The organism is Candidatus Poriferisocius sp. (genome assembly GCF_965214065.1).
GTDB lineage: Bacteria > Actinomycetota > Acidimicrobiia > Acidimicrobiales > Bin134 > Poriferisocius.
In genome coordinates this window covers 206,927-228,343 of sequence record NZ_CBDCAT010000027.1, presented here as the reverse complement: position 1 = coordinate 228,343, position 21,417 = coordinate 206,927, and the positions used below count along the sequence as shown (strand labels likewise).

At 65.2% G+C, this 21,417-nt stretch carries 19 protein-coding genes; 9 read left to right on the top strand and 10 right to left on the bottom strand.

The genetic code is table 11. The features are described 5' to 3' along the window. The first annotated feature begins 89 nt into the window (after positions 1–89). Both ACOOGG_RS07360 and ACOOGG_RS07355 read left to right on the top strand, forming a co-directional pair. Positions 90–584, top strand: coding sequence for a MarR family transcriptional regulator (locus ACOOGG_RS07360; RefSeq protein WP_420433803.1), 495 nt, complete (start codon positions 90–92; stop codon positions 582–584). A gap of 7 nt (positions 585–591) precedes the next feature. Next, positions 592–1,413, top strand: coding sequence for a TauD/TfdA dioxygenase family protein (locus ACOOGG_RS07355; RefSeq protein ID WP_420433801.1), 822 nt, complete (start codon positions 592–594; stop codon positions 1,411–1,413). A gap of 10 nt (positions 1,414–1,423) precedes the next feature. Here ACOOGG_RS07355 and ACOOGG_RS07350 read toward each other — a convergent pair whose 3' ends face one another. After that, on the bottom strand, positions 1,424–2,194 hold the full coding sequence (locus ACOOGG_RS07350; RefSeq protein ID WP_420433799.1) for an SDR family NAD(P)-dependent oxidoreductase: 771 nt from the start codon (positions 2,192–2,194) through the stop codon (positions 1,424–1,426). 184 nt (positions 2,195–2,378) lie between these two features. Between ACOOGG_RS07350 and ACOOGG_RS07345 the strand changes: the two genes are divergently transcribed. Beyond that, positions 2,379–3,389 (top strand): methyltransferase domain-containing protein, encoded by a 1,011-nt coding sequence (locus ACOOGG_RS07345; protein WP_420433797.1) that lies wholly within the window; start codon positions 2,379–2,381, stop codon positions 3,387–3,389. A 31-nt stretch (positions 3,390–3,420) separates the two neighbouring features. Here ACOOGG_RS07345 and ACOOGG_RS07340 read toward each other — a convergent pair whose 3' ends face one another. After that, positions 3,421–4,668 (bottom strand): cytochrome P450, encoded by a 1,248-nt coding sequence (locus tag ACOOGG_RS07340; protein ID WP_420433795.1) that lies wholly within the window; start codon positions 4,666–4,668, stop codon positions 3,421–3,423. Between the two features lie 77 nt (positions 4,669–4,745). Between ACOOGG_RS07340 and ACOOGG_RS07335 the strand changes: the two genes are divergently transcribed. Beyond that, positions 4,746–5,729, top strand: a complete 984-nt coding sequence (locus ACOOGG_RS07335) for an NAD(P)-binding domain-containing protein (RefSeq protein ID WP_420433793.1) — start codon at positions 4,746–4,748, stop codon at positions 5,727–5,729. Beyond that, positions 5,726–7,153, top strand: coding sequence for an MFS transporter (locus ACOOGG_RS07330; RefSeq protein WP_420433791.1), 1,428 nt, complete (start codon positions 5,726–5,728; stop codon positions 7,151–7,153). The genes ACOOGG_RS07335 and ACOOGG_RS07330 overlap by 4 nt, the downstream gene beginning before the upstream one ends. Here the strand turns inward: ACOOGG_RS07330 and ACOOGG_RS07325 are convergent. From ACOOGG_RS07325 to ACOOGG_RS07310, 4 genes are all read right to left on the bottom strand, one after another. Next, on the bottom strand, positions 7,116–7,409 hold the full coding sequence (locus tag ACOOGG_RS07325; RefSeq protein ID WP_420433789.1) for a hypothetical protein: 294 nt from the start codon (positions 7,407–7,409) through the stop codon (positions 7,116–7,118). The two genes, ACOOGG_RS07330 and ACOOGG_RS07325, sit on opposite strands and share 38 nt — an antisense overlap. A gap of 17 nt (positions 7,410–7,426) precedes the next feature. Further along, positions 7,427–9,463: an elongation factor G gene (gene fusA / locus ACOOGG_RS07320; protein WP_420433787.1), complete on the bottom strand. Its 2,037-nt coding sequence runs from the start codon at positions 9,461–9,463 to the stop codon at positions 7,427–7,429. 101 nt (positions 9,464–9,564) lie between these two features. Continuing rightward, positions 9,565–11,901, bottom strand: a complete 2,337-nt coding sequence (locus tag ACOOGG_RS07315; RefSeq protein ID WP_420433785.1) for a xanthine dehydrogenase family protein molybdopterin-binding subunit — start codon at positions 11,899–11,901, stop codon at positions 9,565–9,567. Between the two features lie 62 nt (positions 11,902–11,963). After that, a complete protein-coding gene (locus ACOOGG_RS07310) occupies positions 11,964–14,603 on the bottom strand; it encodes a PPC domain-containing protein (RefSeq protein WP_420433783.1) in 2,640 nt (879 codons plus the stop codon). A 181-nt stretch (positions 14,604–14,784) separates the two neighbouring features. Between ACOOGG_RS07310 and msrA the strand changes: the two genes are divergently transcribed. Continuing rightward, positions 14,785–15,438: a peptide-methionine (S)-S-oxide reductase MsrA gene (gene msrA, locus ACOOGG_RS07305; protein ID WP_420433781.1), complete on the top strand. Its 654-nt coding sequence runs from the start codon at positions 14,785–14,787 to the stop codon at positions 15,436–15,438. 27 nt (positions 15,439–15,465) lie between these two features. Here msrA and ACOOGG_RS07300 read toward each other — a convergent pair whose 3' ends face one another. Continuing rightward, complete coding sequence (locus tag ACOOGG_RS07300) at positions 15,466–17,001, bottom strand: acetyl-CoA acetyltransferase (protein WP_420433779.1); 1,536 nt, start codon at positions 16,999–17,001, stop codon at positions 15,466–15,468. A 101-nt stretch (positions 17,002–17,102) separates the two neighbouring features. Between ACOOGG_RS07300 and ACOOGG_RS07295 the strand changes: the two genes are divergently transcribed. From ACOOGG_RS07295 to ACOOGG_RS07285, 3 genes are read left to right on the top strand one after another with little or no spacing between them, the layout of a single operon-like run. Continuing rightward, positions 17,103–17,393 (top strand): DUF2191 domain-containing protein, encoded by a 291-nt coding sequence (locus ACOOGG_RS07295; protein WP_420433777.1) that lies wholly within the window; start codon positions 17,103–17,105, stop codon positions 17,391–17,393. Beyond that, complete coding sequence (locus tag ACOOGG_RS07290) at positions 17,393–17,719, top strand: type II toxin-antitoxin system PemK/MazF family toxin (protein ID WP_420433775.1); 327 nt, start codon at positions 17,393–17,395, stop codon at positions 17,717–17,719. Before ACOOGG_RS07295 ends, ACOOGG_RS07290 begins: the two co-directional genes overlap by 1 nt. A 44-nt stretch (positions 17,720–17,763) precedes the next feature. Next, positions 17,764–18,954 (top strand): LLM class flavin-dependent oxidoreductase, encoded by a 1,191-nt coding sequence (locus ACOOGG_RS07285; RefSeq protein WP_420433773.1) that lies wholly within the window; start codon positions 17,764–17,766, stop codon positions 18,952–18,954. A 24-nt stretch (positions 18,955–18,978) separates the two neighbouring features. Here ACOOGG_RS07285 and ACOOGG_RS07280 read toward each other — a convergent pair whose 3' ends face one another. From ACOOGG_RS07280 to ACOOGG_RS07270, 3 genes are read right to left on the bottom strand one after another with little or no spacing between them, the layout of a single operon-like run. Continuing rightward, positions 18,979–19,389 carry an SH3 domain-containing protein gene (locus tag ACOOGG_RS07280; protein WP_420433771.1) on the bottom strand — a complete coding sequence of 137 codons (411 nt, stop codon included), beginning with the start codon at positions 19,387–19,389 and terminating at the stop codon, positions 18,979–18,981. 31 nt (positions 19,390–19,420) lie between these two features. Then, on the bottom strand, positions 19,421–20,197 hold the full coding sequence (locus tag ACOOGG_RS07275) for an enoyl-CoA hydratase/isomerase family protein (protein ID WP_420433769.1): 777 nt from the start codon (positions 20,195–20,197) through the stop codon (positions 19,421–19,423). 23 nt (positions 20,198–20,220) lie between these two features. Continuing rightward, the gene (locus ACOOGG_RS07270) at positions 20,221–21,312 is read right to left on the bottom strand and encodes a zinc-binding dehydrogenase (RefSeq protein ID WP_420433767.1); all 1,092 of its coding nucleotides are present in this window, start codon (positions 21,310–21,312) and stop codon (positions 20,221–20,223) included. Positions 21,313–21,417: the final 105 nt, after the last annotated feature.

Sequence of the window (21,417 nt, the reverse complement as noted above, 5' to 3'; positions counted from 1 at the left end):
GGGTAAAGATTAGCCATTCGTGAGGCAGGTGGAGGGATCGCCCCCCGACAGGCGTGGGCCGAGCGGTGGTCACCTAAAGTGGCGGTCGAATGCTCCCATTCGATCCCATCGGCGAGGCCCGGCGAAATTGGAAGGCCAACAATTGGCGAGCCGTTGACGCCATGTCGGCGGCCACTTCGATCACCCGCGCCAACCAACTGGTAATCGGACGGATCAACGAAGCCCTTGCGCCGTTCGACCTGACCTTCTCCCGATTCGAGGCCTTGGCCCTGCTCCATTTCTCCCGCCGTGGCTCGCTGCCACTGGGAAAGATGGGCGATCGGCTGATGGTCCATCCCACCAGCGTCACCAACGCCATCGACCGCTTGGAGCGCGATGGACTGGTTCGACGGATGCCCCATGCCGACGACCGCCGCACCGTGCTGGCCGAGATCACTGATGAGGGCCGTCGGGTGGTGGCCAAGGCGGCCGATGCGTTGGCCGACATTGAGTTCGGGCTGGCAGGGCTGTCGGCGGACACCCTTAGAGCGTTGGACGACGCCATCCGCACGCTCCGCCACGATGCCGGAGACTTTGCTGAGTAGCAAGCTCATGACTGCCTTGGATATCCGTCCTCTGACCTCCGATATCGGTGCCGAGATATTCGGGGTGGATCTGCGCCAAGAACTTGACGACGCCACCGTCGCCGCCATCCGCCAGGCTTTGCTCGACCACCTGGTGGTGTTCTTTCGCGACCAGGCCATCACCCCCGATCAGCATTTGGCCTTCGCCCAGCGATTCGGCCCCATCAACGTGGCGCCGTTCGGTCCCAAGCTGGACTCCCACCCGGAGATTACCGTGCTCGACCAAGTCGCCCCCGTGGGGGGATTGGCCGCCCGGTGGCACAGCGACAACACCTACATGCCCAAACCGCCACTCGGCACCATCCTGAGGGCGGTGGAGATGCCCGATGTGGGGGGCGACACTTGCTTCGCCAACATGTACAAGGCCTATGAACAGCTGTCTGAGCCGATGCGGACGCTTGTCGACGGGCTGGAGGCAGCTCACGACCTCACCTATACCCTCACCCGGGCCATCGACGAAGGTCTGGCCAAGGAGCACCTCGACACGATGCAGGACGAATACCCGGAGTTGATCCGCCCGGTTGTGCGGGTGCACCCGGAAACGGGGCGGCGGGCCCTGTTCGTGAACAGCAACTTCACTTCCCGCCTAGTGGGGGTATCCGAAGCCGAGAACATCGTTCTGCTGCCGTTCTTGTTGAACCATGTGCGCTCCCCCGAGTTCCAGTGCCGATTCCGGTGGGGCACCGACTCCATCGCCTTCTGGGACAACCGGTCCGTCCAGCACTTCGCCGTCCCCGACTACATCGAGCGCCGCCTCATGCACCGGGTAACGGTGGAGGAGTGGGACTAGGCGCTCAGCGTTAGATGGTGAACGCGCCGTCGATGTCGAGCTTTTGGCCGCTGATGTAGTTGGCGGCGTCGGAGGCGAGGAAGCAAGCGGCCTCGGCAACGTCCACCGCCTTGCCGAAACGGCCCAACGGGATATTGGTCCGGGCCACCTCCAGCGCCCGCTCATCAAGATCGCCGTCCGCCATGAGCCGGGCGGCCATGCCGTCTTCCAGCATTCCGGGCCCCACGCAATTGGCTCGTATGCCAAAACGGCCCTCTTCCACCGCCACCGCCCGCATCAGCGATTCCACCGCGCCCTTGGGTATCGAAGACAGGGCGTCGCGCTTGGGAAACACGGTGGTGGCCGCGGTGGTCACATACACGATGCTGCCCCCCGAGGGTCGCAGATGGGGGAGCGCGGCCACGGTCAGGTTGAAGGCCCCGATCACGTCGGCCTCAATTTGCTGGGCGAACAGGGCGGGGTCGGTCTGCGACAGGTACATCTGGGGCACGTGGGGCCCCGCCGCGCTCACCACGGTGTGCAGCCCGCCCAGCCGCTCGGCCGCCTCGTCGGCAAACGCCCGCATCGCATCGGCGTCCTCCAGCGGGGGATTTCCAATATGGGCGTCCACGCCAGCGGCGCGCACCGTGGCGGCCACCTGTTCGGCGGTTTCTGCGTTGGACCGGTAGGTGAATGCCAACGGGCTGCCCCGCTGGGCCAGCATCACGGATATGGCTGCGCCGATGCCGCCGCTGCCCCCGGTGACCAGCGCCCCGCCAGACCGGCCAGAGAAATCGCTCACATGCGGAACCCTACTGGCCATTCCAGCCGACGCTACGCTTGTAGAACAGCCCGTTCATACGGTTACAGTGCCCTAAGACCTGCTGGTTGCTGTGGCGCGCCCAGCTTCCGAATTTCTAGTTGGGTGGGGAATGCAAGTCCCGATTTCAAAGCAACTGCGGCAATTCCACAAGCTGTCCGCCGGGATGAAGGACGCGTACCGCGGTTCAGATGCCCGCAGCCTGGTAAAGCAATTCAACGGATGGATGGGCAGAGCGTCATCGGGTGATGCCGACACGACAGACTACGACCACGCCAAGACCGTCGCGGATTACTACGACCTTTGCACCGAGATCATGGTGTTCGGCTGGGGTGAGTCGCTCCATTTCGCGCCGCTGTCGCCCCAGGAGAGCCTGGAGGAATCCAAGCTCCGACATCAGCGCTTGATGATCTCCAAGCTGGAACTGCAAGAAGGCATGGAGGTGATCGATGTCGGCTGTGGGATCGGCGGCCCAATGCGCCAGGTTGTCCGCGACACCGGTGTCAAGGTTGTCGGAGTCAACAGCAGCGAGTACCAGTTGGAGAAGGCGAAGTCATTGAATGCTTCGGCGGAGCTCGACCACATGGTTGAGTACCTGCCGTGCAGTTTCATGGACATGGGCACCGTTGCCGACAACACATTCGACCGGGGATACGCGATTGAGTCGACATGCCATGCCCCGGACAAAGAGGGTGCATTTGCCGAGATCTTCCGTGTGCTGAAACCCGGAGCCCTCTTGTGGGGTCAGGAAATGTGCTTGACTGACGAGTTCGATGTCGACGACGACCGGCACCGGGCTATCAAGGAAGAGCTCAAGCACGGCATAGCGCTCAATGACATCGCGACTATGGACGAGGTGAACAAAGCCCTCGCCGCGGTGGGATTTCAAGTACTTGAGGCAGGGGACCACGCCGTTGGCGAGGGTGATACGACCACTCCGTGGTATCAGCCGATGGCCAGTCAACGCAATACCCTGGGCAACGCCCTGCGCAGGACGCCGCTAGGCCGCAAGGTGATGTTCGGGGCGACAAGAGTGGCCGAGGTGATCGGAGTCTTCCCCAAGGGTGCCGCGGATGTAATCAAGCTGATGGACCGCACCGCCAACGCCTATGTAGCAGGAGGCAAGGCCGGCATCTTCACACCGCTGTACTGCTTCTTGGTCCGCAAACCCCTCTGAGCGGCGCACTGCTCGCGCCATTGACCGCCGGCTAGTTCCAGGTCACGTGCAAAGGCAGGTGCTCGTGGCGGCGGATGAACATGCTCTTTTCCCAGCGGGGCGGATCGTCTTCGGCCAGAGAGAACCATGAGGTCTCCTGGAGCAGCCGCTCCAACGAGCAGAGGGTCTCCAAGCGGGCCAGCGGAGCGCCCACGCAGTGGTGAATGCCCCGGCCGAAGGCCAAGTGGCTGCGGGGTATGCGACGGTCCAGAACAACCTCGTCGGGACGATCGAGCTCTGCGGGATCGCGGTTGGCCGAAGACCACAGCAAGAACGCAGTGGTGCCAGCGGGGAGGGTGACGCCTCCCAGTTCGCAGTCGCGCTTGACCTGGCGGTAATGGCCTCGAAACGGTGACTCCAGTCGCACGGCCTCCTCGATGAAGTTCTCGATGAGGCTGTGGTCAGCACGGATTTGCTCTTGCAGAGCGGGATCGTCGGCCAGTATTCGCACCGCGTTGCCGATCAGCGATGCGGTGGATTCGCCGCCTGCGCCGAGAAGTACCGTGAGAGTGCCGATGGCTTCGCCTCTAGTCAGATCGCCGTTGGCCACTGCCTTGGCGCACACCCCGACCAGGTCGTCACCCGGGTCGTTGCCGGCTTCGGCGAGTTTGGCGTACAAGAAGCGGCTCGCATCGGAGTTTTCTTGGGAGATGGCGTTCATGGTTTTCGGGGTGTGGAAACCAGCCAGCAGCAGGCCACCGTGGAGAGCCCACCTCATGACATTGGGCCAGTCCTCGTCGGGCAGACCGATTAATCGCCCGATAACCCGAGCGGGAACTGGATGAGCCACGGTGTTGGCCCACTCCACCCTGGTGCCTTGAGATCGGGCATTTTCGAACTGTTCGCCGATATAGGCCTCGATCTCGGGTCGCATGGCCTCCATGCGACGAGCCACCAGCTCGGGGAAAACCACGCTGCGATGCATGGTGTGCTCGGGCGGGTCGGCGGTGGCCAGGGTGGTGGTTCCCTCGCCGAACTCCTCGGTGCGAAACAGCATGGGATTGCCGTCTTCGCCGGTGGCCAGCAACACATCGAGGTGGCTGGAGAAGTCGTCGATCCGGCGAAGGGCGTCCACGATGAGATCGTGAGTGGCCACGAAAGCCATGTCGAGCCCTGGTACAAGCCACACCGGGTGCTCTCGGCGCAACCGCTCGAAAAATGAGTAGGGATCGGCCCAGACATGGGGATCGATGACTGTCCGAGCCTCCAATGGGGCGGTGGATGGGGCAGTCGAGCTCATGGCAAATACTGGCACAAGCACAGCGAAGGCGTCAGCCCGCCTCGGCTGATCGTCTGACGATTTGGGAGAGTGGGGACATGACCGATTTCTTTTACGAGCAGGACGCGGATCTCTCCGCTCTGGACGGCCAGCGGGTGGCCGTGGTCGGCTACGGCAACCAGGGCAGGCCGTGGGCGCTCAACCTGCGGGACTCGGGTCTGTCGGTGTCGGTTCATGTGCGGGCCGACGAGACCAGGGAGCAGGCCATCGCAGACGGGTTCGACGCTGGAGACATTTCCGATGCCTCGTCGGCCGATGTCATCTGCGTGCTGATTCCCGACGACTCGATCAAAGGGTTGGGAATTTCTCCGGGACCCGAAGCGCTCACCATCGTGGCCAGCGGCTACACCCTGGCCTTCAACCGGTTCGCTCCTGACGGCGACATCGCCATGGTCGCCCCCCGGATGCTGGGCCCCGAGGTGCGGCGCTGCTACGAGGAGGAAGTCGGCTTCATCACCGCGGTGGGCGTGCACAAAGACGTCACCGGCACCGCCCAGGCCCGGATGCTGGCCGTGGCCCAGGCCATCGGCGGGCTGCGCCAGGGGGCTATAGCCATGACGCCCACTCAAGAGGCGGTGCTGGATCTGGCGGTGGAGCAGCTTCTGTCGCCGGTGCTGACCCATGTGAACACCAACTTTGTATTGGTGATGCTGGAGTTGGGCATCCCGCTGGAGGCAATCACCACCGAGCTGTTCTACTCCGGCGAGGTGGAGCGCAATTACCGGCTGTTGCGGGAGACCGGGTTTGTGGCCCAACTCGACCACCATTCCCCGGCCAGCCAGTACGGCCAGCTCTCCCGACGGGGCCGATTCGACCACGTGGACGTGGCCACCACCATGCGGGAGTTGGTGGAGGACATCACCTCGGGTCGGTTTGCCGACGAGTGGGACGCCGAGTCGGCCGCTGGCGCCCCCTGGCTAGCTGAGCTGCGCGACCAGCACGCCGGAGAGCTGATCAAGGCCGTCGAGGCCGACCTGCGGGCCAAACTCGGGCCTAGCGCCGGTCCTGCGGCCGGGGGGTGAGCACCTCATCCCCGTGGACTGACCGGCGTCGGCGGTTCCAGGATTGGCCCAACTACCGCTGGGCGGTGCTGGGTCTCACCATGGCCGGGATCGCCTCGACCAGCTTTCCCATCACCGTCTTGTCGGCGTCGCTGCCCGAGATCGCCACCGATCTCACTACCTCGGAGAGCGCAGTGAGCTGGGTGCAAACCGCACCGTTGATCGCCATGGCGGTGGGCACTCCCGTTGCCGGCAAGGTCGGCGATCTATACGGCCATCGGCGGTTGTACCTCTGGGGCTACGCGTTGGCCACCTGCTTCGCGGTGCTGACCGGGTTGGCGTGGAACGTCGGCTCACTGGTGGCCATGCGAACACTGGGCCAATTCATCGGGGCGGCCACGCTCCCTGCGTCTATGGCCATCATCATGACGGTGTTCGCCCGTCGGGAGCGGGCGTTGGCCCTGGGCTATTGGTCGGCGGTCACGGCATTGTCTCCGGCCATCGGGGTGGCGTTAGGCGGGTTCATGGTGGACGCCTTCGGTTGGCGCACCATCTTCTTCATCCAGGCGGTGCCGTCGATGATCGCGCTGCTAGCTGCCATTCCGCTTCTGCCCGAAACCGCCCGCAAGCCTGAGGTGCGCTTCGACATCGGTGGCGCAGTCAGCTTGGGACTGGCGGTGGCCGGCCTTCTTATGGCCATCAATCGGGGGCCGGAATGGGGATGGGGGCACCCGCTGGTGCTGGCCGGGCTGGCGGTTGGCCCCACTGCTATAGCAGCGTTTTGCACCATCGAGCGCCTTACCGCAGATCCGCTCTTTCCCCTCGATTTTCTGGGCCGTCGCGGGTTCGTGGTTCCCAATCTGGTCACGTTCTTGGGCCACATGGCGTATATGGGCACGCTCGTCGTGGCCCCATTCATGCTGGAGGGGGCGTTCGGAATCACCGATGTCAGCCGCATTTCCGCAGCTCTCATTGCCCGTCCAGTGGGCTTCAGCGTGGGCGCCTGGTACGCGGGAAGAGTGGAGTCCCGGCTGGGCGGTCGGACAATCATGATCTCCGGAGGGCTGATCATGTCGGCGGCGCTGGCCGGGACCGGGGCGGCCATATTGGCCGGTTGGCTGGCCGCGGTGATCGTCTTGCTCTTCGTGGCCGGGGTAGGCCAGGGGACCATTCGACCCGCCGCGGTGGCCGGGGTGGCCAACTCGGTAGACGACGCCGATCTCGGGGTGGCATCGGGCGCCCACCAAATGATCGGCCACATCGGAGCGGCCACCGGCATCACCATCATGATCACCGTGCTGGGATCGAGCGATTCGGCCGAGCGATTCTTCGCCATCTTTGTGCTGGCCGCGGCCATAGCCTCGGTGTCGGCCTTCTCAGCCCGGTGGTCGCCGGGGTTGGGGATCGCTAGGTCAGCGGGGGCAGGTCGCCGAAGTCGATCGTGAAGGGCATGTCCGGTTCGGGCTCGTCGTCTTCCTGTTGGACTTCCACCCTGGTCTTCTCCGGTTCCAAGATCTCGCCCAGCGCCACCATGGCCGCGCCGAGCGCGGATCCACCCGCGGAGCCGGTCACCTTGCGGACTATGCCATCGGCTGGCTGGTAGTCCCGGGGATCAGTCCACTGGAATTCCAGATCCTCGGTATCAGCGCCTTCTTGCTGGAATCCCGCCTCCAGGTCTTCGGATTTTTCCGGCTCGGGCATCTCTTCAGTCTAACGGTCTACGCCGTGGCCGCCTCGGGGAGGGCGCCGCTGAGAATCTCATAGGCCACCCGCTCGGCCTTGAACCGGGCCCGGCCGCCAGTGAGCGACCGCAGCTCAATGGCATAGCGCACCAGCTCTGCCTCGGGGACGATGGCGTGGATGACCTGTTCGCCCCACGGTCCGGCGTCGGTGCCCTGCACCTGGCCCCGGCGGGACGACAGATCGCCCATCACGTCTCCCTGGTATTCGGGGGCCACGGTGATCTCCACCCGGGCCATGGGCTCCAGTACCACTGGGTTGGCCTGGGCAAAGGCGGCGTTGAACGCCAGCTTGCCGGCCATGTTGAAGCTGAATTCCGATGAGTCCACCGAGTGGTGCTTGCCGTCGTAAACCGTGGCTTTGATGTCCACGATGGGAAAGCCCAGATCTCCGCCGTCGGCCATGGCGTCGCGGATGCCAGCCTCCACCGCGGGAATATACGACCGAGGGATTGCGCCGCCGCTTATGGCGTCTACGAACTCAAATCCGCTGCCCCGGGGCAGCGGCTCGATGCGCACATAGGCCACCCCGAATTGGCCGTGCCCGCCGGATTGCTTCTTGTGCTTGCCTTCGGCATCGCCGTTGCCCGTCACAGTCTGGCGATAGGGGACCCGCAGGTCTTCGGTCTCCACCTCGATGCCCATTCGGTCGAGGCGGGCAATGGCCAGCCGCAAATGGGCCTCGCCCAGACCCCAAAGCAGCGTTTGGTGGGTCTCCTCGCTGCGCTCCAGGATCAAAGACGGGTCTTCGTCGGTGAGCCGCCGCAGCCCGGTGCCCAGCTTGTCCTCGGCGGCCCGGGTTTTGGGCAGCAGCCCATAGGCCAGCACCGGCTCGGGCCATGCATCGAGCTGGACGACGGCTCGCCCGGCGTTGGTAAGGGTGTCGCCGGTGCGGGTCTGCTGGAGCTTGGTGACCCCGCCGATGTCGCCGGCCGAAATGCCGTCGATGTCCTGCTGCTTGCCGCCCACTAGGTTTACGAGGCCTCGCAACCGCTCGCTGTCGCCGGAGGTGGAGTTGGTGAGGTTGTCGTCGCGGCGGATGGTGCCCGAGAGCACCCGAAACAGCGAGATCTGGCCCACGTAGTCGTCACTGATGGTCTTGAACACGCAGGCGAGCTGGTCGCCTTCGGGATCGCAGGCCGGCTCGGTGTCGATGTCGCTCATGGTGACGGTTATGGCCCGGGCGGTGGGGGGTGGGCCGATCTCCACCAGGAAGTTGGCCAGCCGGTCCACCGCAATGGGACCGGTGGCCGAGCCGCATACCACAGGGAATACCGAGCCGTCGGCCACACCTCGTCCGAGCACCACCTCGAGCTCCTCCGGGCTGGGGGTGTTGCCCTCGAAATACTGCTCTAGCATCTCGTCGTCGGCCACCACGATGTTCTCTACGAGCTGCTCGTGGACCTCAGCCTCCTGGTCCTCCATCTCCGCGGGGATCTCGGCTTCCTCGGCTGCGCCGCTGTCGTAGATGTAAGCCTTGTCGGTGAGCAGATCGGCGATGCCGTGAAAGTCCGGGCCGGTGCCGATAGGCAGCTCCAAGGGGGCTACGCCGGTGCCGAAGGCATCTTGCAGCTCGGAGAGAACGTTGTCGAAGCTGGAGTGCTCCCGGTCGAGCTTGTTGACGAACACGATGCGGGGCAGGCCGGCGTCGGCCGCCTGTCGCCAGATGGCGGTGGTGCGGTGGTCCACGCCGCTGGAGGCGTCGATCACGAACACCAGCAAATCGGCTACTTGGAGGGCGGCGTGCAGCTCGCCGGCGTAGTCGGGGGCGCCGGGGGTGTCGAGCAGGTTGATCTTGTGGTCGTGCCACTCGAAGCTGGCCAGGGCCAGCGACTGGCTGTGGGTGGCGGCCTGTTCCTCGGGGCTGAAGTCGCACACCGTGGTGCCCTCCTCCACCCGGCCCGTGCGGTCGATGACCCCGGCCCGGTATAGCAGCGCCTCAGCCAGCGTGGTCTTTCCCGATCCTTGTGACCCCACCAGCGCGACGTTGCGGATCTTCTCCGGTGCGACAGCCATCGGTATCCCCCTAATGGATTCTGGGTTCATTCATCAGTAGGCCGCCGAGCCTACTTGCCAACCGCGGGCTCGGTCCCATGGGGAGGATGGGAAGTCGAGAGTCAGCTTGTCGCGGCGTTCAGTAGCTCGCGCATTCGCTGGGGTGGGAGGTGTTGCTCGGTGATGTCGAGGCCAAGGTGGCGGACAGCGTCGGCCGCTGCGTTGGTCACTGCGGCCGGTGCGCCGATAAGGCCGCCTTCGCCCACACCCCGCCAATCGGCGTCGTGCAGGGGCTCGACTTCCAGGTGCTCTACTTCGATCACGGGCATCTCGGCGGCTGAGGGCACCAGGTAGTCGGCCAGAGAGGCGGTGAGCAGGTTGCCGTCTTGGTCATAGTGGTGGCGCTCGAACAGCACGGCGGCGATGCCTTGGGCAACGCCGCCTTGGATCTGCCCTTCCACGATGGCCGGGTGGATCATCTCCCCGCAGTCCTCCACCACCACATAGCGGGGAATGGTGATCTCGCCGGTGTCGGGGTCGATCTCCACCCAGCAGCAGTGGGTGGCCGACGCCCAGCCTCCCGGCGGCGTGCGGTATTCCACCGTCACTTCGATGCCCTGGTCCATTCCATTGGGCAGCGACGATGGCGCAAACCAGGCCTGCTGGGCTATGCCTGCGAGGGGGACCGAGTGTCCGGGTGTGCCCCTTACCGAGACGTTCCCGTCCACGATTTCCAGATCGGCCGGGTTGGCTTCCAACCGCTCAGCAGCGACTGCCAGAACCTTGTCCTTCACCTTGGCGGCGGCGGCCCGGGCCGCCCCGGCAGCCATCATCGAGGCCCGACTGCCACCTGTGCCCAAGACGGTGAACGGGGTTGAGTCCGTGTCGCCGAACACCACCCGCACTTGGTCGAGACTCACCCCTAGCTCATCGGCAGCTACTTGGGCGATAGTGGTCTCGTGTCCCTGGCCGTGGGGCGACTGGCAGCTGGCGATGGTCAGATCTCCGGTGGGTTCCAACCGGGCCCACGCCAACTCGCCCCGCAAATCGAAGCCCGCTGACTGGGCGAAATCGGGAGGGCCGGGGGCGATCTCGATGAAGGTGGCAAACCCCAGGCCCAGTAGTCGTCCCTCGGCTCGGGCCGCGGCTTGCTCAGCGGCGAAGCCGTCCAAGTCCATCAATTCCACGGCCCGGTCCAGGGTCTGGCGAGCGGTAATTCCCGAAACGGTGGGGCCGGTGATCATCTTGGAGGGCTGATCCTCGTCGATGAGGTTGCGGCGGCGGATCTCCACCCGGTCGATGCCCAACTCGGCGGCGATCTCGTCCAGCATCCGCTCCCGCACCCAGGTCTCCGCCGCCCACGGCCCCCGATAGGCGATGTAGCTGCACTTGTTGGTGGCCACCACTCGGCCCCGAAAGGCATAAGCCTCCATTCGGTAGGCGTTGGGGATGAGCATCTTCACCAGGTTGCAGAACAGCGACGACGGATAGGGCGGCATGGGATACGCCCCCTGGTCCATGGTCATGTCGGCCCGGATACCCATAAGCGTGCCGTCGCTTTGGACGGCAAACTCCACCACCAGATCTTCCTCACGCCCATGCCCGGCCATCTGGAGGTTTTCGGAGCGGTCTTCGGTCCACTGCACGGTGGCGCCTAGCAGCACGGCGGCCGCGGCTGTGCAGATCGTCTCTCGCCCTAGCTGACCCTTGGAGCCAAAGGCGCCACCGATGTCTCCGGTGCGCACCCGAATGTTGCTGAATGGCAGGCCCAGCAGGTTGGCCAGGTTGAGCTTCACCGCGTGGGGGCGCTTGGTGGCCATCTGAATGTCGAGCTGGCCGTCCGAGGGGGTGTAGCCCGCCACCAACACCCGACCTTCAAGGGGGGCATGTCCGAAGCGGTGTTGGGTGAAGGTGCGGGCGAACACATGGTCGGCTTGGGCAAAGGTCTCGTCGATGTCGGCGCCCCACGACTGCTTGGTCTCGTACACCACGTTTGTGCCCAGCTCCTCGAACAGCAACGGAGCGCCGTCGGCGGCGGCCTGGTGCATGTCCACCACTGCGGGCCGGGGGTGGAAGTCCACCCCGACCGCGGCTGCGCCGTCGGCCGCCGCGGCCCTGGTTCGGCCAACCACCACTGCGATGGGCTCGCCTACAGTGCGAACCCGGTCGCTGGCCAGCGCGGTAAAGGGCGTTACGGCCAACTCGGGGGGGCCGGCGACGGCGATGGGGGCCACCACCCCCTCAAGGTGGTCGGCCGTGAGCACCGCCACCACGCCGGGGGTGTTCTCTGCCGCCTCGATGTCGTTGCCCAGGATGTCGGCGTGTCCCACCGGGCTGCGCACGAAGGCGATGTGAAGAAGGTCGGGATGGCGGATGTTGCCCACGAAGCGGCCCTCGCCGCGCAGCAGCCGAGGGCCTTCGACGCGGTCAACGCTCTGGCCGGTCAATCGGGCAGCCATGGCGCGACAGTCTCGCGGATGCCGTCCGCCGATGTGATGGCAGCCGAGAGGTTGCCCTCGGGCTACCCCTCGGCTGCCTCGTCAGCTTCGGCTTCCTCCTCGTCCTCTTCGGGCTCAGGGGGCACGGGGACTTCGACCAGGCTGCTGCGGTACCAGACGCCTTCGTCGAGGTCGGCGGGCAGGTAGGCAATGTCGGGGGCGACGATATCGCCGTCGAAGTCGCGGAAACTCAGCTCCACACGGCCGTCAGCCAAGCGCCGAGCCCTAATCTGGCCGATGGAGACGCCGTCGAGCTCAACATCCTGGGTGGAGTACCACGTGCCGACCGTTGTATCGGAGGGCAGGTAGCGCCTCTCGGGCAGAATCTCGAAACCGCTGAACAGCTCCACACCGTGCTCGATGCGCCCGTCTTCGCCGAGGCGGGCCAGGATGCGCAGGCGGTGAGTCGGATCCTCTTCCTCCTCCGGCTCCGGCTCGGGAAGCGACTCGGGTTCGATCAATGCCAGAAGCTGTTCGCTCTGGCCGAGGCCTAGGCGCTCAAGGAACCGGGAGTTGGCGGCATCGACGTTCTCGATAGCGCAGAGCACGTTGTCGATGGCCACGATGTAGGCGAACAGTGCCGCCCTCATTTCGGCATCGAGGGCCACCAGAGTGTCGGCGTCTTCGGTGCCGGCCAGCGCCAGCGGGTCGCTCAGCGGATCATCGCCGGTGTCGCAGCTCGGCTGGCCAGACAGCATTGCTTGGACTTCAGGATCATTCCAGCCCAGCTCAGCAGCCCGGGCCGAAGCCACGATCTCCCCGGCCGACACTGTTGGGGCGATGACGCGCTCTGCGTAGGCCAACTGGGCCTGGACGGCTGATGATTCGTCGAACGTTAACGCTCCGCCGCTGTCGACCCGCTCCAAGAGGCCGCGCCAAGAAGCAGCCACAGACGCGTAGGTCCCTGACGCCCCGTCGGCCATGGCGAGCACCAGATCCTCAACTGCTACGGGGCTGATCGCCTCCCCGTCGGCCAGGGTCTCGAGTAGCCCCGAAGCCTGTACCACAGCCTCATACTGCGGCGCAGTCGCCTTTAGGAGTGCACTCGACGAGGCTCCTGTGACGGCGATCGAAACCGGATCAGCCGATTCTGCCAGCCTCGCGATCGCCGGCCGATCGAAGATGCCGTCGAGCAGTTGGGTGCGGACCCCGGCGGCGTATTGGGCCTTCTCTTGAGTCTCAGGGTCGATATCGGCTTCTGGGTCGTCCACGGAAGTCACCGTGGTGACCACCGTTCCTTCTTCGATCTCCTCTTCCTCTTCTTCGCCTTGAACCACCTCGGCGAGCGCTGCGGACACCGAGTAGGCCACGCCGTCCACTTCCACCAGCACGGGGTCGTAGGTCGGGTTGCTCAACACCAGGAGGTCGTGCCAGAGGCCGTGGAATCCGAGCTCATCCTCGTTGCCGTCGAACGCGATGACCGCGGTGAACACCCATGTAGGACCAGGTCTGCGGAATGTCACCGAGTACGGGGCCACTTGCGACGACGCTGCGCTTGTTGTGCTGGCTGTCTCCTCGTTGGTGTGATACGAGGCGCCAGCAGGCCAGAGACGAGACAACAAAGGTTCGGAGCTGTCGTACACCCGGGGGCCGATTGCATACGAGATGGCGTAGCCGGCCTGGTCAGGGAAGCCGTCACCGCCCACGTTGCCGATGCGGAAATTCACCGGCAGGGGATCGCCGACCACCACCTCTGTGGGGATGTCGATCTCCTCGATCTTGAGCAGAGGACTGTTTTGATATGCCTCTTCCTCCACGATGGTGAGGGTGAGGGTGAAATCGATCAGCGGGCCCTGAAGGTCTCTGGCCCGGTACGTGGTTGCCTCGATCCCGTAGACATCAGGCGGAAAGTACTGCTCAATGCGGGAATTGCGGGTGCCGCCGGCGTCATCGTTGTGGGCGACTTGGCCGGGAACCACCGACCGCAGGGCGACGATCGGCGCCACGATGAGCGCGGGATCGCCAATCTCGGATGTCAGATCGACGCGCACCCTTGCCCCTTCGGGCAGGGTGAACACGAAGTAGTTGGAGGGGTGTCCGGTAAGGAAGATCGACTGGCAGGACTCGGGGGTCCAAAAGCCCGTCACCTCGATGTCCTGGCCGGGCATCAAAGCGCCCAGAACTTGCGGATCGCAGGTGGCGACCTGCGTGACGACAACCTCGAAATCAGCCGCCCCCCGGACCCGGCCCGCGGTGGTGGTGGCCTCGACAAGATAGACGCCTGCCTGGAGCTCCCTTTCGATGCGAGCATCGAGGGCTCCCACGCCGCCATCATCATCCTCGGTTATCCGGTTCCCCTCCTCGTTGAGCAGGTAGACGTAGGAATCGGCATCGGGGGACGTCAAGTCGACTCTGATTCGCCCGGTCTCGGCGATCTCGAACCGGTAGGTGTGAGCGTCGCTGTTGCTACGGAATCGCGAATCGCAGTCTTCGGCACTCCAGCGACCGCTCGCCTCCAACGAACTGCCCGGAGTGCTGTCCAGCATGCCCAGATCGACGGTCTCACAGCTCGGCTCTTCCTGAGTGGTTACCTCTTCGCTGATCAGGACCGGCTCCTGGGCTGAAGCCGCTCCAGTGCCGCCAAAGGCCAGCATCCCCGCCAGTAGGGCGCCGACCACCCCAGCCGTTGACGCCGTCCTCATTGTCCTCTTTGCTCGTTTCACCCCGTACTCCTCATTAGCTAGTGGGCATAGTGACGTTCTTCGTTTGAGACGCGATGGCAAGACTATGCGGTCTCAATGCAGTCAAACGACCTCAACAGCTTGTTGATTCCGGTCTTATCTCCGTGCAAACCGATTCTGCAACCGGAAGGTATTGTCTGCGGCAGCCTCTACACTTCGAGGCATGGCCTTTTTCGGGATGAAGAAGTCGTTGATGGTGGAGCCGGCTGATGCGCTGCCCGGTCGGGATGAAGAGATGCCGGTGCCGGAATTCCACTACGTGAACGGCAATCCGCTGAAGCCGCCTTTCCCCGAAGGGATGCAGCAGATCGTGGTGGGCATGGGCTGTTTCTGGGGGGCGGAGCGGGTGTTCTGGCCGGCGCCCGGCGTGTTCACCACCGCGGTGGGCTATGCCGCAGGTTTCACCCCCAACCCCTCATACCAGGAGGTTTGCTCCGGCCTCACCGGCCACAACGAGGTGGTGCTGGCTGTGTTCGATCCTGAGGCCACCAGCTACGAGCGGATGCTGGCGCTGTTCTGGGAAAACCACGATCCCACCCAGGGAATGCGCCAAGGCAACGATGTAGGTACCCAATACCGGTCGGGCATCTACTACTTCGACGATGACCAGAAGGTGACCGCCGAGGCGTCAAGGGAGCAGTTCGGCGCCCGGTTGCAAGATGCCGGCTACGGAGAGATCACCACCGAGATCATCGCCGCCCCGTCCTTCTACTACGCCGAGGACTACCACCAGCAGTACCTGGCCAAAGTCCCCGGCGGCTACTGCGGTCTCGGCGGCACCGGCGTTACCTGCCCTGTCGGGGTTCCCACCGACTGAGGTGCGGTCCAGTCAGGCCCCGCAGGCTTAGGCGGGGGTGAAGATGCAGCGGCCGGTGGAGGCGTCGTAGCGCACGTCGCCGGTTCGGCCGACGGTCTCGGCGGCCAGCAGATCGCGGAGCAGGTCGGGGTCTTCGGGGGTGTTGGCCAGGAAGCGGTGGCCTTCAGAGCCGTTGTTGTCGAGGTGTCCACAGATGTAGCCCATTGATGGTTGGCCGTCGCGGTCGTGCATCACGGTGTAGGCCTCGATGCGGCCTCGACCGGTGGCCGATTCGTCGGGAATGGCCGGGGCGGTTTCCATAGCAGCAGACGGAGGCGGGCCGTCGGGGCGGTCCCAGCCCCCTTGCTTGGGCTGTGCTGACAACACCGCGGCGGCGTGCTTGGTGAGAAAGAAGCCGTTGCCGGTGACCAGCCCGATCGAGCCGTCGGCGTCCCGCAGCCGCTCGACCATCGCAGCAATCGAGTTCATGTTGTAGGCCGAGCCCGGCCCGCCAGCGTAGGGGAGGCCGCCGGTGACGGTGAAGGGCCGGGGGTCCAGTTCGTCGATTCCCAGCATGGCGCAGGCCATCCGCACGGCCACGGGGAAGCAGGAGTAGAAGTCGAACAATGCGATGTCGTCCACGCCCACGCCGGCCTGATCCAGCGCCCCCGTTGACGAGTCTTTCATCGAGGGGCACTCGGCGAAGTTGGGGCGGGTGCTGGCGAACCAGGCCTCCTCGGCGGCGTTGTGGCCGCCCCACCAATACACCCAGCGGTCGGACGGGATCCCCAACTCCCGGGCCTTGGCCACCGAGGTCATCACATAGGCCCCGGCCTGGTCGGTGTTGAGCACCGAGTTCAAGTATTTGGTGTAGGGGAATCCGATCATGCGGTTCTCGGCCGTGGGGGTAGCCAGCTCCTCGGCGCTGCGCTCGGTGGGGAACCAGGCGTAGGGATTGGCTGCGGCCACCGCGGTGAACTCGGTCATCATCTCGCCCAGCCGTTGGGCGTGCTCGACCAGGGTCATTCCCTGAGCAGCCCGCAGGGCGTTCTCGAACAGGGGGTAGGCATGGATGGGCCGGGTCAGCTGGTGGCGCTCCTCCAACCCCGACACCATGGGCTTGGTCGTCAGGGCGAAACGGTCGTCGGCGCCAGCCGGATTGCCGCCGGTGGGCCAGTCCAGCTCCACGCCGGCCGCCTTGGCTCGTTCGGCCGTCTTCCAAGCTTGGCCGCCAGTCATGACCGCCACCTCGGTACGGCCGGCCATGATCTCATCGGCCAGATGGTTGGCGGCCAGCACTCCCATCTCCCCGCCTCCCCCGGTGTTCTGCACCCTCGCCCGAGGGTTGATGCCCAACTGCTCGGCGGTAAGGGCAGCACCATTCACCGGAGTCCAGAAGGCCAAGGGGATCTGAATGAAGGCGTCAACATGGTCGAACAGGATTTGGCCCACCCCGGTGTCATAGGCGGCTCGGGTGGCCACATCGATCATCATGGTCAACGGGTCGGGAGCGGCCGTTGGATCGGTCTCCCGCCCCACGTACTGGGCCACGCCCACCAACACCGGTGCCCGATCGCTGCTCATCGCGGCGATGGTAGACACTTTCCTGCACGCTCCGCTGGTCGGAGCAAACCAGCGGTAGGAAGCCCTCAATCTCGGTAGCACAATAGTGGTATGGTTATGGCATGGGTCGAATGCGAGTGAGCACCACAGTGGACGACGGTCTGCTCTACCGGGCTCGCCATCTTGAGCCGTGGCCCAACGATGCGGCGATGCTGGATGCCGCTCTTGAAGCGCTTGTTGCCCGCTATCGAGCGGCGGTGATCGATGCCGCCTATGAGGCCTACGACCACCTTCCCCTGGATGAGCCTGATGAGTGGGGCGATCTGGCGTCCTTTCACGAGGTGAATCGAGCCGCTCGCCATGAGGCTGGGGCCGCAGTCGACCAGGCGCCTAACGCCACCGGATCGCGCTGATGACAGCGTCGATTCGCAGGGGCGAAGTTTGGTGGTGGGAGTCGCCCCACGCTGGCCGGCGACCGGTGGTGGTTCTCTCTCGGGACGCGGCAATGGACCGGCGCAAGATGGCGATTGTCGCTCCCTGCACCACCACAATCAGGGGACTGCCGAGCGAGGTGATCCTTGAGCCCGGCGATGACCCCGTTCCAGCCGTGTCGGCGGTGAATCTCGACTCGGTGGAGAACGCACCCCTGGGATATCTGGTGCAGCGGCTAGGCCGGTTGAGCGACGACCGGATGCGGGAGGTGTGTGCCGCATTGGAAGTGGCGGTGGATTGCCTCTGAGGGCGGGTGACCCTCCGGTGGTGGGCACCGCCTAGGCTCCGCCTGTGAAGTTCGGCGTTTTCTATGAGCATCAGCTGCCTCGGCCATGGCAACCCGGCGATGAGCAGCGGCTGCTGCACGAGGCCCTCGACCAGGTGGAAATGGCCGACCGGCTGGGCTTTGACTACGCCTGGGAGGTGGAGCACCACTTTTTGGAGGAGTACTCGCACTCCTCGGCCCCCGAGGTGTTCTTGGCCGCGGCCAGCCAGCGCACCGAGCGGATCAGGCTGGGGCACGGCATCGTGCAGATGCCCCCCAAGTACAACCACCCGGCCCGGGTGGCTGAGCGCATCGCCACGTTGGATCTGATCTCGAATGGCCGGGTGGACTTCGGCACCGGTGAGTCGTCGGCCGCGGTAGAGCTAGGTGGGTTCAACATCGCCCATGCCGACAAGCGCCCAGCGTGGGCCGAGGCCACCGAGCAGTGCTGCAACATGATGGTGATGGACCCCTACCCGGGCTATGAGGGCGAGTACTTCTCCATGCCATGCCGCAACGTGGTGCCTAAGCCGGCCCAGAAGCCCCATCCGCCGCTATGGGTGGCGTGCTCCAATCGGGAGACCATCAAGCTGGCCGCCCGCCTGGGTATGGGAGCGCTTACGTTTGCCTTCGTGGACCCCGATGAGGCCGCCCAGTGGGTGGATGACTACTACCGGATCCTGTCGGAAGAATGCGTGCCCATCGGCCACACCGTCAACCCCAACATCGCCATGGTGGTAGGTCTGTCGATGCACCAGGATCGAGAAGAGGCCGAGCGCCGCGGCCTCGAGGGCTTCCAGTTCTTCGGCCACGGCCTGCTCCACTACTACGTGACCGGCCAGCACCAGCCGGGGCGAACCAACGTGTGGGACAACTTCCAGACGACCAAGGAGTCATTAGAAGGCCTGGGCGAAACGATGGGTATCGGCACACCTGAGATGGTCACCCGCCAGCTCCAGGGCTACGCCGATGTCGGAGTCGACCAGGTGATGTTCATCCAGCAGTCGGGCCGCAACCGCCACGACCACATCTGCCAGTCGCTGGAAATGTTCGCCAAAGAGGTCATGCCGGTCCTCAAAGAGGGCGAAGACGAGCGCGAAGCAGCCAAAGCCGCCCGTCTCGCCCCCCACATTGAAGCCGCCCTCGCCCGCCGCACCCCCATGGTTCCCATCCCAGACGACCAGATTCCCGTTGTTGGCTCCCTGGGAACCTCATAGCCCTCATCAGGGGGCCAAGAAGCTCTAGCTGACAGGGGTGAGGTAGGCGGCGAAGACCCAGCCGGAGACGGAATTGGCGTGGACTTGCACCCAGGTGCCGCTGGTGGGCGACTCCACCACTTGGCCGGTGAGGGTGACGGTGGAATCCAAACTGGCTGTTCCCAACACCTCGTGAGCGGTGCTGGGGCCGGCTCGCACGTTTAGGGCTGAGGGTACGTCGAACACCCTCCACTGGGTGTCGGGAGGATAGCGGGGGTCGATCTCCAATTCGACCTCCACGGGCGCGGGCGGGGGTGTCTGCGTGGCGGTAGGAGTGGGCTCGGGGGTGGAATCGGGATCGGGCTCCTCCGATTCGATGGTTACCCAGTCGAAGCCCCAGGTGGAAACGAAGCCCGCAAATGAGAGGGCAACGAAGGCCAAGCCAGCCACTGCCACGCAAAAGATAATGGCCCGTACGCCCATCGAGCTAGCAGGCCTGCCAGTCGGGAGGACGGCCCTCGGCCCGGGCAGTCATGCCCTCGGCGGCGTCATCCGTGGCCCCAGCCACCAGCCGCATGGTCTCGCCGAAGCGCACTGCCTCCACCCATGACATGGTACGGGTGCGGGTGGCCACTTCCTTGGTGGCCCTTACGGCCAGCGGTGCCGAGGAGACGAGCCGCTCGGCCAGAACCTGGGCTTCGTCCATGAGCTCATCGTGGGGCACCACCCGCCACACCAGACCCATCTCCCGGGCTCGCTCGGCGTCCACCCGCTCGCCGGTCAACAGCAGTTCCATGGCGTCGGCCCACTGCACCCGCCGAGGCAGCGTGATGGCGCCCACGATGGTGGGCACTCCCAGGCGCACCTCGGGGAACCCGAAAGTGGCCCGGTCGCTGGCGATCAGGAAGTCGCAGGCCAGCGCAGCGGTCAGCCCATAGCCCAGGCAGTGGCCGTTCACCGCGGCGATGGTGGGCTTGAACAACTCCAAGCCCGACTCGAAGGAGTTTATGGTGGGCTTCTCCCAGAAGGTGCCTTCGAACACGCCAACAGACCCGGCGCCGTCGCGCATGTCGGCTCCGGCGCAGAACGCCCGGCCCGCCCCGGTGAGAATGGCCACCCAGGCATCGTTGTCGCCCCGGAACCGGTCCCAGGCCGCATTCAAGTCCTGGCGCAGCTCACCGTTGACCGCATTGAGCGCCTCGGGGCGATTGTAGGTGATGGTGGCCACATGGCCGGATTGCTCATACAGCACGGTGTCGGGCATGGCTGGCTCCTGTCTTTCCGAGCTCAGTCGAATACCAGGATGGACCGACCGGCGATCCGCCCGTTCTCCAGGGCATCCACCGCGTCGTTGATCTCGTCGAGGGCGAACCGCTGGGTGACCAGGCTGTCGAGGTCGAGGATGCCTTGGCGGTACCAGTCCATGAAGATCGGGAAGTCCTGCTCGGGATGGCAGGTGCCCCCGATGCTCCCGGTGAGGTGTTTCTCGTGCATCAGCAGATCGCCGATGTCGACGTCGAGTGCGGCCGTGGGGATCCCCACCAGCACCGCCACCGCCCGCTCGTCGGACCCCCAGCGTTTGTTGCGCAGCGACGGCACCACCTGGGACACGGCGGCGCCGATGCAGTCGAAGGCGAAGTCCACCCCCGAGCACGGCGCGCCCATTAGGTCGAGGCCGTCTCGGGGGGTGAGCTCGTGGATGCGGGCCACCGGGTCGCATTCGGAGGCGTTCACCCCGATGGTGGCCCCATGGCGGAGGGCGAAGTCCAACTTCTCCTCGGAGAGGTCCACCGCGATGATGGGGTCGGCGCCCAGCGCTTTGGCCGCGGCCAGCGCCGAGAGGCCCACGCCGCCTAAGCCGAATATCGCCACCGAAGAACCAGCGGCGACCCCGGCGGTGTTCATGACCGCCCCGGCACCGGTCATCACCGCGCAGCCGATGATGGCGGTCACGTCGGTGGGCGAATCATCGGGGAGCGGAACGACGAACAACTCATCGGCGATGGTGTGGTCGGCCCAGGTGAACACCCCCAGGCTGTTGGCCGTTGAGCCGTCGCCCTGGACGACCTGGGCCATGGCCGGACGGCGATCAGGGGGGTGGACGCTACGGGGCAGCCAGGTCACGAACACCCGGTCGCCAGGGGCCACGTGGCTCACCTCGTCACCCAACGCCACCACCTCACCTGTGGACTCGTGGCCCAGCACGACGTCGCTGGCCCGGGGGGTGTGGATCTCATGAAGCTGGCTGTGGCAAACCCCGCTGGCGTACTGGCGCACTACCACATCGAATGGTCCTGGGTCGGGCAGCTCTACTGATTCAATCCGCAAAGGCTGGCCCATTTCCTGTGGGACGACGGCGACTCGGGCGGGCGTTGGCATGGCGCCAGCCTAGTGGTCCGTCTGCAAATTGAGCAGGGCGTCCTGCTAGGCATCGACGCCCCTCGCGGCGTTGCTCCTCCTTGCCGTACGCTCCGGGTATGGCTG

What these genes read in the sequence shown, in the direction of transcription:
- ACOOGG_RS07270 (WP_420433767.1), bottom strand. Translation starts at nt 21,312, where the DNA reads ATGCCAACGCCCGCCCGAGTCGCCGTCGTCCCACAGGAAATGGGCCAG.
- ACOOGG_RS07300 (WP_420433779.1), bottom strand. Translation starts at nt 17,001, where the DNA reads ATGAGCAGCGATCGGGCACCGGTGTTGGTGGGCGTGGCCCAGTACGTG.
- fusA (WP_420433787.1), bottom strand. Translation starts at nt 9,463, where the DNA reads ATGGCTGTCGCACCGGAGAAGATCCGCAACGTCGCGCTGGTGGGGTCA.
- ACOOGG_RS07325 (WP_420433789.1), bottom strand. Translation starts at nt 7,409, where the DNA reads ATGCCCGAGCCGGAAAAATCCGAAGACCTGGAGGCGGGATTCCAGCAA.
- ACOOGG_RS07290 (WP_420433775.1), top strand. Translation starts at nt 17,393, where the DNA reads ATGACAGCGTCGATTCGCAGGGGCGAAGTTTGGTGGTGGGAGTCGCCC.
- ACOOGG_RS07335 (WP_420433793.1), top strand. Translation starts at nt 4,746, where the DNA reads ATGACCGATTTCTTTTACGAGCAGGACGCGGATCTCTCCGCTCTGGAC.
- ACOOGG_RS07315 (WP_420433785.1), bottom strand. Translation starts at nt 11,901, where the DNA reads ATGGCTGCCCGATTGACCGGCCAGAGCGTTGACCGCGTCGAAGGCCCT.
- ACOOGG_RS07355 (WP_420433801.1), top strand. Translation starts at nt 592, where the DNA reads ATGACTGCCTTGGATATCCGTCCTCTGACCTCCGATATCGGTGCCGAG.
- msrA (WP_420433781.1), top strand. Translation starts at nt 14,785, where the DNA reads ATGGCCTTTTTCGGGATGAAGAAGTCGTTGATGGTGGAGCCGGCTGAT.
- ACOOGG_RS07345 (WP_420433797.1), top strand. Translation starts at nt 2,379, where the DNA reads ATGAAGGACGCGTACCGCGGTTCAGATGCCCGCAGCCTGGTAAAGCAA.
- ACOOGG_RS07360 (WP_420433803.1), top strand. Translation starts at nt 90, where the DNA reads ATGCTCCCATTCGATCCCATCGGCGAGGCCCGGCGAAATTGGAAGGCC.
- ACOOGG_RS07340 (WP_420433795.1), bottom strand. Translation starts at nt 4,668, where the DNA reads ATGAGCTCGACTGCCCCATCCACCGCCCCATTGGAGGCTCGGACAGTC.
- ACOOGG_RS07275 (WP_420433769.1), bottom strand. Translation starts at nt 20,197, where the DNA reads ATGCCCGACACCGTGCTGTATGAGCAATCCGGCCATGTGGCCACCATC.
- ACOOGG_RS07295 (WP_420433777.1), top strand. Translation starts at nt 17,103, where the DNA reads ATGGGTCGAATGCGAGTGAGCACCACAGTGGACGACGGTCTGCTCTAC.